Below are 18,757 nucleotides of genomic sequence, written 5' to 3' on the forward strand. Positions count from 1 at the left end.
AAAAGTGTATCAGCCTTTCAGATAAAACCCTATCTTGGTATTAATCATTAGCACAGAATGGTTGGCTGGCCTTATCAACCAGTTCGGGATCAATCGGACGTTTCACCTCAACACCTAAATTACGAAAACTCTCCGCCTGACTTATCAGGTTGCCACGTCCCTCAGTCAGCTTTTTCATTGCCAGTCGATAATTAAGTTGAGCCTTATCCAAGCTTTGCCCCAAACCTTGCATGTCATCGACAAACAAGCGCATTTTATCGTACATGCGGGCAGCCTTATCGGCGATTAAACGCGCATTTTGGCTTTGATACTCATAGCGCCACAAGTTATTAATAGTACGCACAGCAACCAACAATGTTGATGGGCTAACTAGCATAATATTGTGTTTAAGTGCTTCATCAAGCAGCTCAGGGGCCCTATTAAGCGCAACCAAATAAGCGGGTTCAACCGGAATAAACATCAATACATAGTCCAACGATTTCAACCCAGGCAACTGTTGGTAATCTTTGCGGCTCAAACCACGAATATGACCTTTAATCGAGTCGATATGTTCTTGAAGGGCTAACTCCTGCTGATGCCGATCGCCACTGTTAAAATAACGCTCATAAGCGACCAGCGACATTTTGGCATCAATGACCACATCTTTCCCTTGCGGCAAATGAACAATAACATCGGGTTGGAAACGGCGGTTACCCTCTACCTTGATACTGACCTGAGTACAAAACTCATGCCCTTCTCGTAAACCAGAGGCTTCCAGAATACGGGATAACACAACTTCTCCCCAATCCCCCTGAATTTTATTATTACCTTTAAGGGCATTTGTCAGATTAATCGCTTCCTGTGCCATCTGGACATTCAGTTGCTGTAAATTACGGATTTCATGTGCAAGAGTATGCCGTTCACGGGCTTCCTGACCAAAACTCTCCTGCACCTGCCGATGAAGGCCATCAAGCTGTTCACGAAATGGCGCTAAAAGCGTATTGAGACTCTGCCGATTTTGTTCATCAGTACGGCGACCCGTTTGTTCAAAAATACGATTAGCCAAATTCTCAAATTGAGCATTCAAACGTAGTTCGCTGTTGATCAGCAACCGCTGTTTCTCTTCAGCCGCAAGGCGACTCTCTTCCAAGCGTGTCGTCACTTCCCGCAGTTCAGATTCTTGCACGCTATTGACTTCTCTCTGAGCCCGCAATTCCTGGTTTAACTGTTCGCATTCAGCCCGCCAATAAGCAGATTGTTCAATTTTCTCATTAGCAACAGCAAGCTGGCTGTCCAATTTCCGTAATTCCAGCTCTTGCTGTTGAATACGTTGATGAACGGAGAACCAAACGAGAATACCACCGCCCAATAGGCCGCCAAGAGCACCTATCAACGCATATAACAACTGGATACCCACCGGTATTTCCTCTATCTAATGCTTAGACCAGATAAACTAAATTGCCACTGTATAGATGTCCAGAATGATTTATACAGATGGTTCAGTCTGCGAAGCCGCTCTCAATTAACTCACCCATTTCACTAACCATTGCAAACCAAATGCGCCTGGCGCTAATACCCCAAAAGACCAGATTAGTGCGGAACAGATATTCGCTATCTGGAAATAACGCAATGGCATGGCACAAATACCCGCGACTAATGGCACAATTGCCCGGAACGGCCCAAAGAATCGACCAAAGAAAATGCTCCAAATACCCCAACGTTCAAAGAAATGGTGTACTCGTGTCAGTAATTGTGGTTTACGGGAAATCGGCCAAATTTTACCAACATCACCTTTAAAATGGGCACCTACAATATAAGATACCCAATCGCCCAAAAAAGCCCCTGCTGCGGCTGCCAACCAAATTGGCCAGAAATTAAGGCCACTTTCACCTATTAATGCCCCCAACCCAAGCAATATGATTGTTGCAGGTAATAACAAGGAGAAAAAAGCCAGAGATTCACCAAAAGCGAGCAAGAAAACAATCGGCATGATCCAAGTATCATGAGCTTTAACAAAAGCGATTACCAGATCAACTATTTCATGAAGACTCAAATTCATATTCCTATATTGATTAATATCCCCTGGATTTCAAGATGCATCGCGACGACAAGGGAGTGAATCCTCGGGAGCATAGCTAACGATGTGACCGGGGTGAGCGAGTACCGCCAGCAAAGAGGCAACTGAAAGATAACGGGTATACACATTCAATTTAACCACCGCTGTATTAACCAGAATTAAACCAACTCTTTATTCAAGGAAATAATCTTGTAATTTCTTACGAGCAGTAAAATCAAGACCAAGATCTTTCTCCAGCCATATATCTACACTGCCATAATGCTGGTTAATACTGTTTAATGCCGTCATTAAAAACTCTTCTCTCACGGAATAAACATAAGCGAATTTATCAACCACATCGTCACTCATGGTTTTCGCATGCTCATTTAACAAATATTCACGATAAGGAGCCAGAGTGCAATTAGTCACTAAATAATCTTCCATTACCGTATCCAAATCAGCCCCCAAAGCAAACAATACCAGCGCAGAACCTACACCGGTTCTGTCTTTACCTACCGCGCAATGCTGGACTATCCCACCTTTTTCCGGTTGTTGAAGTAATTTAACTAATGTCTTATAAGCTGAATTTTTCAGAGGCAATAATTCATAAAGACGGAACATAAATGCCCGCGGATTAAATTGTTCCAACATCTCTGACGCCAATTTTTCCAGATTTGCATTTACTTCATCAGATAATGGATTGGCCGGAGCATGATGATAATTAGCGCCATTCCATACCAAATCTGGCTTATCCGCTATTTCACTGATATCACGATAGTCTATGATTTGAAAAAGATTTTTATTTGCCAGGAAAGATTGGTCTTTTTCTGTTAAACGATCCAGAGAACCAGAACGGAAAAGCAAACCTGATTTGATTTTTCCACCACTCGCGACTTTTTTACCGCCTAAATCACGAAAATTAATCCCTCCATTGAGGGGAAGCACTGATGGATGCAATAAAGATGTTGTGATCATGATGACTCTTAATCAATTTTGAGGTGTTAAGACATTAACAGATTTCTATTTAAAATAAGAGTGAGCCGGAATATTCCGGCCCAAAAAATATGATTTACAACAAACGGCGAGCAGCTTCTACGACAATCCCCAATGCATTACTTTCGGTTTTCTCAAGTAATTCAACATTAGGAATCTCCTGCTGAGTACGGTTAACAATAACACCGGCAACCATACCCGCACGCAGCCCCTGGCTTGCACACATCGTCAACAAAGTTGCCGATTCCATTTCATAATTCATGACCCCCATCGCCTGCCATTCAGCCATTGAACCTTTGAAACGGTGCACAACACGGCCAGAATAGGTATCGTAACGCTCCTGACCGGGATAAAAAGTATCGGAAGAGGCTGTTACCCCCACATGTACCGTTGCACCCAAATCTTTTGCTGCTTCGTACAGAGCCGTCGTACACTCAAAATCGGCAACCGCCGGAAATTCCATCGGAGCAAAATGCAGGCTGGCACCATCCAAACGAACAGCCGCGGTAGTCACCAACACATCACCAACATTGATATTTTCCTGAATTGCGCCTGTTGTGCCGATACGTAAAAAAGTACGCACCCCTAATTGCGCTAATTCTTCAACAGCAATAGAGGTTGATGGGCCTCCGATACCCGTAGAGCACACAATGACCGCTTTACCATCAATTTCTGCCCGCCATGACGTAAATTCACGTAAAGAAGCGAGATGAACTGGGTTATCCATCAATCTTGCGATTTTTTCCACACGTTTCGGATCACCCGGAACAATAGCTAAAGTTGCGCCTTGCAGATCGTTTTTGGTCAGACCTAAGTGAAATACATCAGACATATCAGACTCCTCAGCAAGAAGAATTTATAATGAAATTAGTTGAGATCTACTGTATTGGGCATTTATACCCGTTATCCTTCAAGTTGCCTCTTTGTTGGCTGCACTCTCTCACCCCGGTCACATAGTTATCTATGCTCCCGGGGATTCGCTCCCTTGCCGTCGCGATGCATCTTGAAATCCATTGGGTATAGACATCTTTTAGTGATAAATGTCACTTCAAAGTAATATAAAAAAGAAAAACATACATTATTTTGAAACATAAATCACAAAATAACCATGAAACAGGTAAAAAAACAGGGCGTTTTCTTCCGTCCATAAACTAACTTGAATGAGTTCATATTATGGAAAAACAATCCATTGTTTAGCTATATTTATGTTTCATAACGTATCGAGAAAAATATATCACAGATTATCTCATCGAAATATTTTCTCCTTGAGAGTTAATAGAGGTTAATATCCATCCCATCACAAAGAAAAAATTATCATTTCATAACCCGGTCATAAAACAAAATATTTCCAATAAACTATCAATTTAATCAAATATAAATCACCGTCGTTATTAAAATACTCTCCTAACATTTATAAATCAACAACGCAATAAACTGGACTATTTTTAAAATAACTTTTTCTTATGATGAACATATTAAAAAATTAACTGTATTTTACTTCTATAGCTAATAAATAATTTTTCTTGCTTATTTACCAACATATTACAATTATATTTTCAACAAAAATAAAACAATTACCAAATATAAATATCACAGTTGTCTTTTTATAGGATGCATATTGTTTAGATATTAGACTCTTTCCACCATATAAGGGCACTATTACTATGACTACTATGACGACACTCAGGAACGCCAAGTATGGCCCTAGAAACAGTTATAACAGCGCTGGAAATTGCTATCGATGAAGCATTAAAAAACAGTGAAGATATCGCCAATAATGGAGACACAGCTCATTAATTTGACATTCTGCTTGCGGGACTGAAAGCTTTCCTCTGAGAAAATGACAGGCACAGACAGTATGCTCTACTGATAATATCAATCAAATAGTAAAGATAATTCTCTCTGTACCTGCACAATATCTATACCCGTCATCTTTCAAGTTGCCTCTTTGTTGGCTGCACTCGCTCACCCCAGTCACATAGTTACCTATGCTCCCGGGGATTCACTCCCTTGCCGTCGCGATGCATCTTGAAATCCATAGGGTATATATGTAAATATTAAATACCTGATACTTTATTAAATTATTAACCAGCGCATTATTTACATAGGTTACTTTATAATTTCAACTGTTATTACATTGAAATTTAGCTTACTCAACAAAACTGCTCATACCGTATGGGAATATAAATCATCTTTAGTTATGAAATTAGATATATTTTCCAAGCCTATTGATAAAACTATTTCACCTAGTATCCCACGGTTAATATCATATTCATCTATTTTTGTTATTTTTATTTCTGAAAGATGACCATTCATATTTTTAAAATATTCATCCTCATTATTTTTGGTTCTTATTACCCTCCGATTTGAATACAGATCATATTTATAAACCTCTGTATTGATTGCTTCTGGAAAATACATTTGACCAACAAAAGCAAAGTGCTCTTTGTCAGTGATATCTGTACTCAATTTTCTGATTGCAATATGAATATGAGTCGCTCTACCTGCATAAAACCCAGGATAAATAGTCGTAAAATTAACTATCCCATTTTTATCCGATGGTTGAGCTCCTCTTAGAAAATTTTTATCATCAGTTCTATTGATAGAAGCTACTCCAGCAACGTTAGGGACTACATCGGGGCTAATATAACTCCAACCAGAATATTTCCCCCGACTATTACAATGCCAGATATCAACAAATAAATTATCAACGGGTTTACATGTTTTTTCATCTATGACAGTAATCTTCAATAAAAAAGGTATTCCTAATTCTGAATCAGTAATATCCCTTCTTACAATTTTGTCATTTCGGAAATATGGCCCTGATATCTGCTCTGGCGCAAGCGTACATACGCCTATTCCATGTTGTGGGGATAACTTTGCTTCCGCACGAGCTAAATTCATCGGAGCAAGTGCAGCCGTCGCCGTAATAACAGCGCTACTTTTTAAAAAATTTCTTCGAGAGCTACTTTTCTTACCTTGCAAATTATTAACATCCATATAATCCTCTCTTTAATTATTAAGTTTCTATTACAATGCTTCCATCTTGTTACTACCCGGGTTATTTTGTTAATAAAATGTATTTTTTCAAATACCAATATGGCATATATAAGTTACTAAAAGTTTGGTAATAGAAAAGATCCCAGCCAAGCCGCACCGCTATGTGCTATTGCAAAAAGAAAGATTATTTTATGAAAAATGCCCATCACCCATTAAAGATGACAGGCAAATTATTGGATGAGTTATTTCACTGATTCACGGAGACGTTTCGCCGCTTGTACCATGTTTGCTAGTGACTGGCGAGTTTCAGTCCAACCACGGGTTTTCAGGCCACAATCCGGGTTAACCCACAAGCGTTCGACCGGAATACGATCAGCCGCTTTACGTAACAGTGCTTCAATCCATTCAACACTCGGTACGTTAGGTGAATGAATGTCATAAACACCCGGCCCAATCTCATTCGGATAAGAGAAGTTTTCGAATGAATCCAACAGCTCCATATCTGAACGGGAAGTTTCAATGGTAATCACGTCCGCATCTAATGCCGCGATGGAAGGCATGATGTCATTGAACTCGCAATAACACATATGAGTGTGAATCTGTGTGTCATCTTTAGCAATTGCCGCATTCAATTTAAATGCTTCTACCGCCCAATCAAGATAGGCTTGCCACTCTTCCCGGCGCAGCGGTAAACCTTCCCGCAATGCTGGCTCATCAATCTGGATGATACCAATACCCGCTTCTTGCAAATCGTCCACTTCATCACGCAATGCCAATGCAATCTGTTTAGCAATCGTCTCACGGCTGACATCTTCCCTTGGGAATGACCAACAGAGAATTGTCACCGGCCCAGTTAACATCCCTTTGACAGGTTTCTCCGTCAACGATTGAGCATATTTAGCCCATTCTACCGTGATAGCTTCAGGACGGCTGACGTCACCAATAATCACTGGTGGCTTAACGCAACGGGAACCATAGCTCTGAACCCAACCATTCTGCGTAAAGACAAAACCGTCGAGGTGTTCACCGAAGTACTCCACCATGTCGTTACGTTCAGCTTCGCCATGAACCAATACATCTAATCCTAAACGTTCTTGTTCGTTAATTGCCTGCTTAATATGTTCACAGATATTGGTACGATAACTGGCGCCATCTACCCGACCTTTTTTGAAATCCAAACGCAAGCCACGAATTTCCGTCGTTTGCGGGAATGATCCAATGGTTGTTGTCGGCCACAATGGCAAGTTATAGCGCTGACGCTGTATTTCCGCCCGCTGTAGGTATGGCTGATTACGCTCACTGTCCTGTGGATTAATTTCCGCAAGGCGCTCAGTAACAGCCTGATTATTCACCCGTTTAGATTCACGACGCGCACGGATTGGCGCACTGTAAGCATCCAATTCTGCTTGTTTACTGCCATCTGGCTGATTCAATGCCGCAGTCAGCAAAGCCAGTTCCTCACATTTCTGCAATGCGAACGCAAACCAGCTTTTCACCTCTGCATCAAGCGCAGTCTCATCACTCAGATCAATAGGGCTATGCAGAAGAGAACAGGAAGAACCGATCCACAGTGTACGGCTACCTACCAATGGCTTAATTAGCTGATGCTTAGCGGTTAAATCAGCACGCCATACATTACGACCATTAATCACACCAAGGGAAAGCACCCACTCTTTCGGCAATGACTCATGCAGTTGCGCGATATCATCCTGACCAGCAACCAGATCCACATGTAGCCCTTGTACCGGCAAAGATTTAATCGTTTCTAGATTGTGACCAATGCTATCGAAATAGGTAGTCAGCAATAATTTAACCTGTCCTTGCAGTGCCTGATAAGCAACCGGATAAGCTGCCAACCACTCTGCTGGCAGTTCCAGTACCAGCGCAGGTTCATCAATCTGAACCCATTCGATACCACGTTTAGCTAACTCAGCTAATACTTGCTGATAAACAGGAAGAATATCTTGCAATAAAGAGAGACGATCAAATACCTGACCTTTCACTTTACCCAACCACAGATAAGTTATCGGCCCCAGTAAAACGGGTTTCACTTGATGGCCCAGAGATAAGGCTTCATCCACTTCTTCTAGTAACTGAGTCCAACTCAGCTTAAATTCCTGCCCTTGCTGAAATTCCGGCACGATATAATGGTAGTTAGTATTAAACCATTTAGTCATTTCGGCGGCAGCAGCAGGTTCACCCGTCGGCGCACGACCGCGAGCAATACGGAACAGTGTATCTAGATCAATCGTGCCATCTGGATTCTGGTGACGCGGTGGCACATTACCGAGTAGTAAACTGGTGGTTAGAACATGATCATACCAAGCGAAATCACCAACCGGCACTAAATCAACACCAGCCTGCTTTTGTTGTTCCCAGTGACGGGCACGTAACTCACGGCCAGTTTCCAATAATTCTTGCTGAGAAATTTTCCCTGCCCAATAGTTTTCCTGAGCCTTTTTGAGTTCTCTTTTCAAACCGATACGTGGAAAGCCAAGTGTGTGATTAATAATCGTCATTTCATTATCCCGTCATTTTAGCCATCTAGATGTTTACACATCCATAATCAACAGGTAAGGTATAAACCACAAGCGCAATTTATTCATTATCATCCTGAAGGTTTCTCATGATCGAAATAAAACATCTAAAAACATTACAATCATTGAGTCATTTTGGTTCATTAGCGGCGGCAGCCAATCATCTGCATCAAACACAATCCGCGTTGTCTCATCAGTTCAGCGATCTTGAACATCGCCTTGGCTTCCGGTTGTTCATTCGTAAAAGTCAACCGCTTCGTTTCACGCCACAGGGTGAAGTTTTATTACGACTAGCAGAACAAGTGCTCCCTCTGGTTCAAAATGCACTGCGCGAATGTAAAGAGCCGGGCCAAACAAATCTGCGTATCGCTATTGAATGTCATAGTTGTATTCAATGGCTGACACCTGCACTCAAGCATTTCCGAGAAACCTGGCCACAAGTCAATGTGGATTTCAAATCCGGCGTCACTTTTGATCCACAACCTGCATTACAGCAACGAGAATTAGATGTCGTTTTGACATCAGATATTCTCCCTGAGAGTCATTTGCACTACACACCGCTATTTGATTATGAGGTCAAACTGGTTGTTGCTCCGGATCATCCTCTGGCCAATAAACTGCACATCCAGCCAAAAGATTTAATTGATGAGACATTGATGATCTATCCCGTTCAACGTCAGAGATTCGATATCTGGCGACGTTTCTTGCAACCGGCGGGGGTTGTCCCTACGTTGAAAAATGTGGATAACACCCTGTTACTGATCCAAATGGTCGCTGCCCGCATGGGAATCGCGGCTCTGCCACATTGGGTTGTTGAGACATTTGAAAGGCAAGAGTTAGTGGTAACTAAAACACTGGGAGAAGGTTTATGGAGCAGGCTGTACGCTGCCGTCCGTCAAGGCGAACAGCACCAACCTGAGATTGACGCATTTATCCATTCCGCACGTCAACACGCGATGGATAATCTGCCATTCGTAAAAGGAATTTCAAAAATAAACGTCGGTGACCCCATAACAACACAGCAACCAAACTCCCCTCAATGGTAAATTGATCAGCCATTCCACCGGAGCCAACATATTATTCATCATTGCCAAGAGGTTCCGGTATCTACGGCAGGAAAACCAATACCACCAGCCAGATACGAGTAAACACTATATACCCAATGGATTTCGAGATGGATCGCGACGGCAAGGGAGCGAATCCCCGGGAGCATAGATAACGATGTGACCGGGGTGAGTGAGTGCAGCCAACAAAGAGGCAACTTGAAAGATGACGGGTATAGAATCAGCTATCAACCTGACAGGCGAAATATCCACCGATCAGGCTGAACAAGGCGGTTCACAAGATGATCGTGACAACCAACAAATTACAGGATATCAATGCTCTTTCTGTACCAATAGCGCTTCGAGTAAGTCCAAATCATGCAGCAAGGTTTGAAGTGTCTCATTACTGATTTTTCTAGTTGCACGCAGATGATACAACTCACCACGCTCTGCCCTTAATGCAGTCAGACGAAAACGACGTTCCAAATCTTCCACTAGCAGGTTATGTTCTATCTCATCCTGCCCCACAGTACGGCGACGCAAATAGCCAATGACCCTAGAAGCAACCTCAGTAATCACCTCAGCATCCAACTGCTCTTCGGGGCTAGCAGAAAGACGCTCTTCCATCTTATTCATACTAACAATCGCCACTTCCGCCATAGCGGCCCGTGCCATTCTGACTTCACTGATATCGGCCTCCTTATCGGAAGTTTGCATTCCCCGTAACAGGAATGGCAAAGAGAGGACACCAATTAACAACGAGAACAGGATGACCCCTGCGGCAATAAAGATAAGCTGATAACGTGCCGGGAATGGCGTACCATCCGCCAGAAATAGAGGAACAGACAGTGCACCAGCAAGAGTGATTGCACCGCGAACTCCGGCAAAAGATGCCAGCCATAATTCACGAGTGGTATAAGTCGCAAAATTCAGTGGATTTTTTTTCATAAAAACTTTGCTGATATTCTTCATCAGCCATAACCAGCAGAAACGCAGTAATAGCAGGGCTCCATAAATCACTGCGACCGCGGCGAACAGCATCCAAGTTTCAACGGTTGGATCAATTTCTGCCTGTATAACGGAAGTTTGCCAGATCCCCGGCAGTTGCAGGCCCAACATGATAAACACCAGGCCGTTAAACACGAACGCCAGCATTGACCAGACACTATCAGCACGCAAACGCATTGCCAACGGAGCATTACGGATGACCCCAGATTTACTGATCGTCATACCTGCGGCAACCGAGGCAAGGATACCGGAAACGCCAATATGTTCTGCAATCAGATAAGAAGCAAACGGCAACAGCAACATGAAAACAATTTGGGTTGCCGGATCGCCACCGCTCCAACGATTCATTAAGCGCAGGGATTTACTGTACAACCAGGTTACTGCAATACCGGATAACAAACCGCCAATAGCAACTTTGAAGAATTCTATGGTCATGCCAGTAACCGAAAATGCCATCGTTCCCATTGCTATCGCGACAGCGAACTTTAAGGCTACCAGGCCGGAAGCATCGTTCATTAACGCTTCCCCTTCCATCACATTCATCATGCGCTTAGGCATACGCCTTTTTCCAACAATGGATGATAAAGCCACCGCATCTGTTGGCGATAACACAGCAGCAAGGGCAAAAGCAGCAATTAACGGAATACCTGGCATCAGCCAGTAAATCAGATAACCAATACCGACAACAGTAACCAGCACCAATACCAGCATCAGTATGAAAATTTCCCGTCCATACTGGAAAAATTCTCTGGTTGGCATTTTCCAGCCATCAACGAATAACAAAGGAGGAATTAGCAGAACGAGAAATAGCTCAGGATTAAAAGTAACATGTAAGCCAAAGTGTGGCCAAGCTAGCAATGCCCCCATTGCAATCTGCATTAACGGCAGAGGTATGCGGAACGGAATCACTTTAGTCAGAACACCAGAAACTGAAACCACCAAAATCAAGATCAGAATAGTAAAGAATATTTCCATGTTGCCCTTACAATTTACCTAAGAACCGTTGGTATACAGATTGAAACTCTTTTTCTTCCCGTTAACACAAAACAGTGAGAATAAATCTTAATACTAAAGTAACTGAATCAATCGAAAAAGGTAGATACACACGGAGCCGTATCCGAAAGAATTGCAGGAATATTGTAAACTAACCAGATAAATAGAGGGGAAATAATTGAGAATTTAAAAGTAATCGCAAGAAATGACAAAATGCGCAAGGGTGAACAGACCTTACGCACTTTTTAATCAATTAAATAGCCCAATCACCAGCATAAAATGCTACTAAAGCGATCGTAATTACCACTGTACCGATATTCAATTTGCGCCATTCACCGGAACAGATACGACCAACAACGAGGGAACTGAAACCCAACATAATACCGGTTACAATATTGCAGGTCAGAACAATAAAGACCGCACACAGCATACCAGACATCGCCCCAACAAAATCATCGAAATCCAACTTTCTAACATTACTCAGCATCAGCAGACCAACATACATCAGCGCTGGCGCAGTAGCATAGGCCGGTACAAGATAGGAAAGTGGAGAAAAGAACAAAATTAACAGGAACAGAATACCGACAACTGTTGCGGTTAAACCTGTTTTACCACCGGCGGCGGTACCCGCAGCTGATTCGATATATACCGCAGCCGGAGAAGCACCGATAGCACCGGCAAAAATACTACTAACAGAATCGGCAGTCAGCGCTTTACCGCCGTTAATAATCTGTCCACCTTTATCCAACAGATTCCCTTGCCCTGCTACCGCCCGGATGGTACCGGTCGCATCAAACACCGCAGTCATAACTAACGCCAACACACTGGGTAACACAATTGGCTGCAAAGCCCCCATAATATCCATACTAAAAATCAGGGCCAGACCGTCATCTCCCAGACTTGGTATCTTAAAGAACCCTTGATATTTCACCGCCGGATCAAAAATCAGCCCAATAACTGAAATCACCACGATCACTAACAGCACACCGCCGGGAACTTTCAATTTTTCCAAGCCAAAAATAACAGCCAGCCCAAGCAGAGTCATCATAACCGGAAAAGAGGTGAACGCCCCCAAAGCAACAGGCAAACCTTCCTGAGGGTTCTTAATGACCAGACCAACACCGTTTGACGCAATCAGTAACAAAAATAGCCCAATACCAATCCCTGCACCATGCGCAATGCCCATTGGTATATTGCGTAAAATCCAAGAACGAATACCGGTAACAGAAATCACTGTAAACAAACACCCCATCAGAAATACCGCACCGAGTGCAACCGGAATAGTGATTTGCTGTCCTAAAACCAAACTAAAAGCGGTAAATGCAGTCAACGAAATTGCACAACCAATTGCCATTGGCAAGTTAACCCACAGCCCCATTAACAAAGAACCAAAACCGGCAACCAAACAAGTCGCAATAAAGACAGCAGTATGGGGAAACCCTGCCTGCCCTAACATCCCCGGTACAACGATGACTGAATAAACCATCGCCAAGAAAGTTGTGATCCCTGCCAGAATTTCACGGCGTACCGTTGTGCCACGTTCAGTCAATTTAAAATACTTGTCCAGTTTGCATTTAACTGGTGCCTGAGTGCCAAACATGTCATTCCCCTGCATTATGTTCATGGTACTTCTTCCACTTCCCCATCAAACGAAAACGATTACCTTGCTTAATAACACAACAATTTAATGAACATTGCACCAATCGGTTCAACAAATCATAAAAGCAATCGTTTGGCTTTTAGAATAGAAAACAGTGAGAGAATTTGAGGCGAAAGATTATCCAGTGATCATAGTGTCGAAATCAATAGCTAACCGTATTATTTAGCCAAACATTAGAAGAACGACTTCCAGAGATTAAACTTTTTACAATCATTAATCGCAATGTTTCAATCTTAGGATTCGACTCACCGGCCCTTTGAAAAAACATAAGATTTACTCAGTGCTGACTGCTATTCACAGCCAGCTTTTACACCTGTACGATTATCGACTGAATACTTCAGCTTTTATTACTTTTATTACTTTTATTACTTTGTGGATTAAACCGATCCATTGTTGAAACCAGAAACAGTGCTGCAATGATGACAAGCAGAACAGGTAAACCTGATGGCGTCACTGAACTCGCTATACCGGCAAGCAGTGGCCCAAACAAACTCCCAATACCCCACAACATAGCTGCCGCGGCATTAGCCACCATCAGCTCACTCCCTGAAAAATACTGGCCAATTTGGACCAATGCAATAGTGTAGATAGCCCCCGCGGTTGCCCCTAAAACAATCAACAAAGGCCAGATAAGATACTGATATGTCATAACAAACGGCAATAATGCACTTGCTCCGAGCGTTGCTACACCACAAATCTGATATAGGCGCATACGATTCATATGATCCGCCAGCCAACCAAACGGGAGCTGCATCACTGCATCACCAGCAAGAATGACACTTATCATCAATGCAGCTACAGCTTCGGTATACCCACAACTCATTCCGTAGATGGGAAACATAGAAAGAATGGTCCCGTCGAAAAAGGAAAAAAATAGCACACCACCACAGATCGCCGGTGCAATCTTCACAAATTGAACAATAGAGAAATTGGATTTCTTACCGTGTTGCGGTAACTCATCGCCTTTCTTCTGATCTACCATGACAAAGAGCGCCAGTGAAAAGATATGGATCAGAGTACAAATCAGTATCGGCGTTTTATCTGCGATACCATAAAAAGCAATGATAGAAGGACCAAGCAACTGACTGATAGTAAAAACCGTTGTATAAACAGCCAGTACCCTGCCGCGTTTTTTCTCTTCAGAGAGCTCATTAATCCAGGTTTCACCCAGACAGATCATTAACCCGTTAGCAGCACCAGTAACTAGCCGCAGAGGAAAGAGCAACTCCATCGGCAACGACCCCAAAAGTGGGAACAAACTGCCAGCAGAAACCCCTGTTGCAATCATCATGGCGTGTTTCTTACCTACCCGCGCTACAATTTTCTGGACGACCGGAGCACTCAAAAGAACCCCCAATGCTGGAGCCGCAGAAATTAAACCAATGTACAACTCATCAATACCTTGGCTATTCAAGCGTAACGCTATCATTGGGATAGTCAAACCAATGACAATGCCAATAACAGCGACACTGGAGGTAATAGTAAAAATGGCAAAAAAATTATTATTTCTATAATCACGACTGTTCATTTTATTTATATCTATCCAGCAAAAATAGAGAGAATAAATATGAAATGAGCTGAAAACAACGAATTAATGATATTATATTGAATATATTAATTATTATTGGTTACTATTTCAGAAAGTAAATATATAACGATATATCAGCATTAATCCTGAAGCCAATACAATAACATTGATAAACTTCAAGAATGTTTCTCTGGAGATTTTCAGAGTCACCTGGCGGCCAAAATAGATTCCCAACAACATGGCTGGAATAAATACCAGTATCAATAACAAAAATGAGGTATCCAGATAAAGACCCATGACAACAAAAATAATCACTCTCGTTAGCGTACTGAAACCAATTAAAGTCGTCTGAGTGATCCTGAAAGTTTGCTTATCTGATATCCGCCCGGTTAGATAAATGGCATAAAGAAAACCCCCACTACCAAATAACGCACTGAAAATACCGCCACTCAGACCAAATGGAATAGCGGCTTTAGCGGGGAATTGACGGTAGGTTTTACTGAAAAATAGTGAATAAATTGAATAGAAAACAACAAATAACCCTAACACCAGAACTAAAACATCAGGTCGGGCCATCAATAGAATGGCGGCGCCAATCAAGCTACCGACAATCATTAATGGAATCATTAACCTGATCTCACTAAACTCTGATTTTTTACCCTCTCTGGTAATATTAATCACTGCGGCGGTTAAATCTACCAACGCGAGCATAGGAACAATTTTCGCTACAGGAATATAAAATGCCAGAATTGGACTAGCAATAAGTGCAGAACCAAAGCCAGCCATACCAAAAACCAGATAAGCAAAGAAAATGACAAAAACGCAAATAAGCAGATCAGGCCACGCAAGTACATGTAACATTTCTATTTCCCTGAAAATAGTTTTCAAACTAAAGTGATCGTTTTCCCAATACTAATAGTTTTTACTATCACTTGTCAGGTCAACCTGTAAAAAATGGAATACCATTCATACAACGACGGTGAAATCGCTAACGGATTAACCCGCCAAGATTATAACGGTTTAACAAGTATTTAAGCATTGACCAATCACTAAAATAATTTTTAAAAACAATGAAATAATCTGATTTTAGCCTGTTAAAAACATAAAAAGAGAAAATGGTTTAAATCAAATCATAGCAAAGAAACGCGATTCAACGGGTTAAAACAAGGTAAAACAAGTTTAAACTGACGTATTTACAGGATCGATTTTTTATCATCGATTATTTAACGGGTTTATAAAAATTTTTATTCTCCGATTGAAAACGTTATTAAAACGCTTCATTCTAAAAAATAGATTAGCGGGCTCATATTTTCATTTATCTTTTCCCCGAAAATATAAACACAACCAAACCAATTTTCATTTCTCCGTTTCCATTAATAACTTTATAATGGGCAGGTTTTAAACTATTATTAAAAGTCATTTTTTAAACCACTGATTTTAATCATTAGAAAGTTTTAACCGCTTTTTTACCACTTTTGACGCCCGCTTTTTATCTTTACTGTCACTATTTTATACCTTATGGATTTCAAGATGCATCGCGACGGCAAGGGAACGAATCCCCGGGAGCATAGATAACGATGTGACTGGGGTAAGTGAGTGCCGCCAACAAAGAGGATAATAGGTATGTTAATGGTATTAAAATCAACGCCAATGTGGTTAATCAATTTAAAACCCGTTTCCTCCGGAGTTTTCTCTTTTAATATCAATATAACATCAAGTTTTTTATCCGCTTTTAAAAATCTTTAATCACTTCTTTTTAACTTTGATGATTTAAGTTTTTACCCATTTACTCATCATTGTAAGGACTCGCAATCGAAAATGGTCGAATTCGCATTTATCCGTTTTTTCGGCTCAAGCTAATTGCAAATGAAAATCATCATATCGGCGAAACGACAATCTACCGCGTTTTGAACATATTTAAGTGCACTGACAATTCGTAGCATTCACAAGTTTACAAATCTGGGGGTTCTTCCAGTGGACCCGAAACAGGGCAGCAAATACCAGGTCCATGTTAAAAATAAGAGCCGTTTGAATGTCGGTGATTCTACGTTGCCATGTCACCTGAATGAACTGAAACGAAGATACCAGCGAACAGTACTGCCACGATCACATGCTTCTCAAACATACCACTGACCCCATGCGTTACTGGCCAGTAACGCATAATGAATGTACCCGCCAGCAACTGCCAGAAAACAAGGGTAAACGACTCACACCAAGAAGCCGGGAGAGATGCCCAGTGATGATTATGGCTGCCGATATACACAATGCAGCCATCAATCCATAGGGTATAACCTATATCAAGGCCATTAAGACGCAGACCAGATATAAGACATAAGAGCTACCCCACAAGTGATAAAATTACAGAAATTGCATCACTTACAGGCTTCGCCTTGCTCCAGCTCAAAACCATACACTTTTTCATGCAAAAGCACTCGCAACCTATCTAATGCTGTCGCTTATTGGAGGTAAGTGTTCATCAAGCAAAGCACCTTTAATAAGTATCATCCCGTTACTGCCCCCTGATGCAAACCGCCTTGCGGTAGCTTCTCCTATTCCGCTTGCCCCGCCAGTTACAACCACTCGTTTATTTTCAAATCTCCTCACTTTGCGCTTTCCTCAAATACGGGGTTATAAGTTGCACTTATTTTGCTGCGAAGATATGGGAAATCCCGAGTCAGTTGTGAAATCAGATGATTACCAATATTAAAATCAGGTTTGCCTGGCCGTTTTAAATGTGTATCAGGGTTAAAGTTCATAAAGAATGCGAAACTATATCGTTCGTCACCATTAACCAACACCCGGTGAATAAGTGAGCGAATTTCTCCATTTGAAAGTACTTCCAGTACATCGCCCGCAATGAGCAATAGAGAATTTTTCATTGCAGGTACGGCCTGCCAAGGCTCGTTATTATTCATTCTATAGAACAGTCCCGGAGAATCCTGCAATAAAAGAGTGAAAAACTCATAGTCCGTATGGGCACCCATGCTGGACGCCTGTTGGATTTCTTCTGGCTCATGCGCAAGATAATGAATCAGTCGGAGCTGGCTTGCTGGATTACAGGTTGCATCAACAATGTTGATTTCATGATGGCTGTAATGTGATATGAGCGCGGAAGTGATCAAACGCCCGAGTGAAAGCGAAAAATCAAAATACCTATCGATAACCTCGCTTGCGTTTAAAACCTGTCTTGGATAGCGATTTTCTCCGCTCAGAATCCACTCAGGCGCACCACCTGCGGGGCCAATATCAAACGCCTCGTACACTCGATTCTTTTCGTCTGCATATTGTCCTTTCTCAGTAACCGGAACGTACCCTCGATGACCGTCGGAGTTACCAATATAAAACTGCATTTTAATTTCGTCAGGTAGATTAAATAGTTGCTGAGCAACACGCTTTAGATGTACGGATCCAATGGCAAAAGCTGGATCAGTAATATTGGTGATGTGAATATGTCCGAACTTTTTCAAAATTTCAATAAACTGGCTGACTTCAAAATGGCCATTAGAAATATCCTTATACTCCATGACTGGTATTTCTTGAATCTTCATATTGTGATGCCCTATTTAGTAATTTCAAGGATTCGTTACTTTTTAGAAATATATGCAGAAATCATGCTTGAAGTATTCATGATTCAAATTTTCCAACAATCTCACATCCAAATCTATCTATGTATCTATATTCGTTTTATCCTCTGCTTGGCCTACTGGAGCATATTTTATTATAAACTGGATGACTTCAAAATGGCCAGTAGAAATATCCTTATACTCTATGACTGGCACTTGTTGAATCTTCATCTTGTGATGCCTTATCTGGTAATTTCAAGGATTCGCTATTTTTTAGCAATATATGCAGAAATCAGTTTGAAGTATTCATGATTCAAATTTTCCAACAGTCTCATATTCAGATTTATCTATGTATCTATTTCGTTTTATCCTCTGCTTGGCCTCCTGGAGCATATTT

General features: G+C 41.7%; 15 protein-coding genes. 2 read left to right on the forward strand and 13 right to left on the reverse strand.

Annotated features, from left to right (window positions below; translation table 11 throughout):
- Window positions 1-40 precede the first annotated feature (40 nt).
- The 7 genes from rmuC to metE all read right to left on the reverse strand — a co-directional run bounded on the left by rmuC (window position 41) and on the right by metE (window position 8,547).
- Window positions 41-1,372 (reverse strand): DNA recombination protein RmuC, encoded by a 1,332-nt coding sequence (gene rmuC, locus SLS51_RS19525; RefSeq protein ID WP_323840272.1) that lies wholly within the window; start codon window positions 1,370-1,372, stop codon window positions 41-43.
- Window positions 1,373-1,501: 129 nt separating this feature from the next.
- Entirely contained in the window at window positions 1,502-2,038 is a 537-nt protein-coding gene (locus SLS51_RS19530) for a DedA family protein (RefSeq protein WP_377312254.1), read from the reverse strand.
- Between the two features lie 30 nt (window positions 2,039-2,068).
- On the reverse strand, window positions 2,069-2,197 hold the full coding sequence (locus SLS51_RS19535) for a hypothetical protein (RefSeq protein WP_323840258.1): 129 nt from the start codon (window positions 2,195-2,197) through the stop codon (window positions 2,069-2,071).
- A 30-nt stretch (window positions 2,198-2,227) separates the two neighbouring features.
- A complete protein-coding gene (locus SLS51_RS19540) occupies window positions 2,228-3,010 on the reverse strand; it encodes a tyrosine-protein phosphatase (protein ID WP_323840259.1) in 783 nt (260 codons plus the stop codon).
- 94 nt (window positions 3,011-3,104) lie between these two features.
- On the reverse strand, window positions 3,105-3,860 hold the full coding sequence (gene udp, locus SLS51_RS19545) for a uridine phosphorylase (protein ID WP_323840260.1): 756 nt from the start codon (window positions 3,858-3,860) through the stop codon (window positions 3,105-3,107).
- Between the two features lie 1,334 nt (window positions 3,861-5,194).
- The gene (locus tag SLS51_RS19550) at window positions 5,195-6,028 is read right to left on the reverse strand and encodes a dioxygenase family protein (RefSeq protein WP_323840261.1); all 834 of its coding nucleotides are present in this window, start codon (window positions 6,026-6,028) and stop codon (window positions 5,195-5,197) included.
- A 242-nt stretch (window positions 6,029-6,270) separates the two neighbouring features.
- The gene (gene metE / locus SLS51_RS19555; protein ID WP_323840262.1) at window positions 6,271-8,547 is read right to left on the reverse strand and encodes a 5-methyltetrahydropteroyltriglutamate--homocysteine S-methyltransferase; all 2,277 of its coding nucleotides are present in this window, start codon (window positions 8,545-8,547) and stop codon (window positions 6,271-6,273) included.
- A 107-nt stretch (window positions 8,548-8,654) separates the two neighbouring features.
- Between metE and metR the strand changes: the two genes are divergently transcribed.
- A complete protein-coding gene (gene metR / locus SLS51_RS19560) occupies window positions 8,655-9,611 on the forward strand; it encodes an HTH-type transcriptional regulator MetR (protein WP_323840263.1) in 957 nt (318 codons plus the stop codon).
- A gap of 330 nt (window positions 9,612-9,941) precedes the next feature.
- On the opposite strand, the gene SLS51_RS19565 is transcribed toward metR, so the two are convergent.
- The 4 genes from SLS51_RS19565 to SLS51_RS19580 form a co-directional block, all read right to left on the reverse strand.
- Entirely contained in the window at window positions 9,942-11,591 is a 1,650-nt protein-coding gene (locus SLS51_RS19565) for a Na+/H+ antiporter (RefSeq protein WP_323840264.1), read from the reverse strand.
- Window positions 11,592-11,862: 271 nt separating this feature from the next.
- On the reverse strand, window positions 11,863-13,209 hold the full coding sequence (locus SLS51_RS19570; RefSeq protein ID WP_323840273.1) for an NCS2 family permease: 1,347 nt from the start codon (window positions 13,207-13,209) through the stop codon (window positions 11,863-11,865).
- Window positions 13,210-13,606: 397 nt separating this feature from the next.
- The gene (locus SLS51_RS19575) at window positions 13,607-14,797 is read right to left on the reverse strand and encodes an MFS transporter (RefSeq protein ID WP_323840265.1); all 1,191 of its coding nucleotides are present in this window, start codon (window positions 14,795-14,797) and stop codon (window positions 13,607-13,609) included.
- 108 nt (window positions 14,798-14,905) lie between these two features.
- On the reverse strand, window positions 14,906-15,658 hold the full coding sequence (locus SLS51_RS19580) for a sulfite exporter TauE/SafE family protein (RefSeq protein WP_323840266.1): 753 nt from the start codon (window positions 15,656-15,658) through the stop codon (window positions 14,906-14,908).
- A 1,249-nt stretch (window positions 15,659-16,907) separates the two neighbouring features.
- Between SLS51_RS19580 and SLS51_RS19585 the strand changes: the two genes are divergently transcribed.
- A complete protein-coding gene (locus tag SLS51_RS19585) occupies window positions 16,908-17,081 on the forward strand; it encodes a hypothetical protein (protein ID WP_323840267.1) in 174 nt (57 codons plus the stop codon).
- Window positions 17,082-17,397: 316 nt separating this feature from the next.
- On the opposite strand, the gene SLS51_RS19590 is transcribed toward SLS51_RS19585, so the two are convergent.
- Window positions 17,398-18,345, reverse strand: a complete 948-nt coding sequence (locus SLS51_RS19590; protein WP_323840268.1) for a 2OG-Fe(II) oxygenase family protein — start codon at window positions 18,343-18,345, stop codon at window positions 17,398-17,400.
- Window positions 18,346-18,462: 117 nt separating this feature from the next.
- Entirely contained in the window at window positions 18,463-18,591 is a 129-nt protein-coding gene (locus SLS51_RS19595; RefSeq protein WP_323840269.1) for a hypothetical protein, read from the reverse strand.
- Window positions 18,592-18,757 lie beyond the last annotated feature (166 nt).

This window comes from Photorhabdus africana (genome assembly GCF_035181445.1).
Lineage (GTDB): Bacteria > Pseudomonadota > Gammaproteobacteria > Enterobacterales > Enterobacteriaceae > Photorhabdus > Photorhabdus laumondii.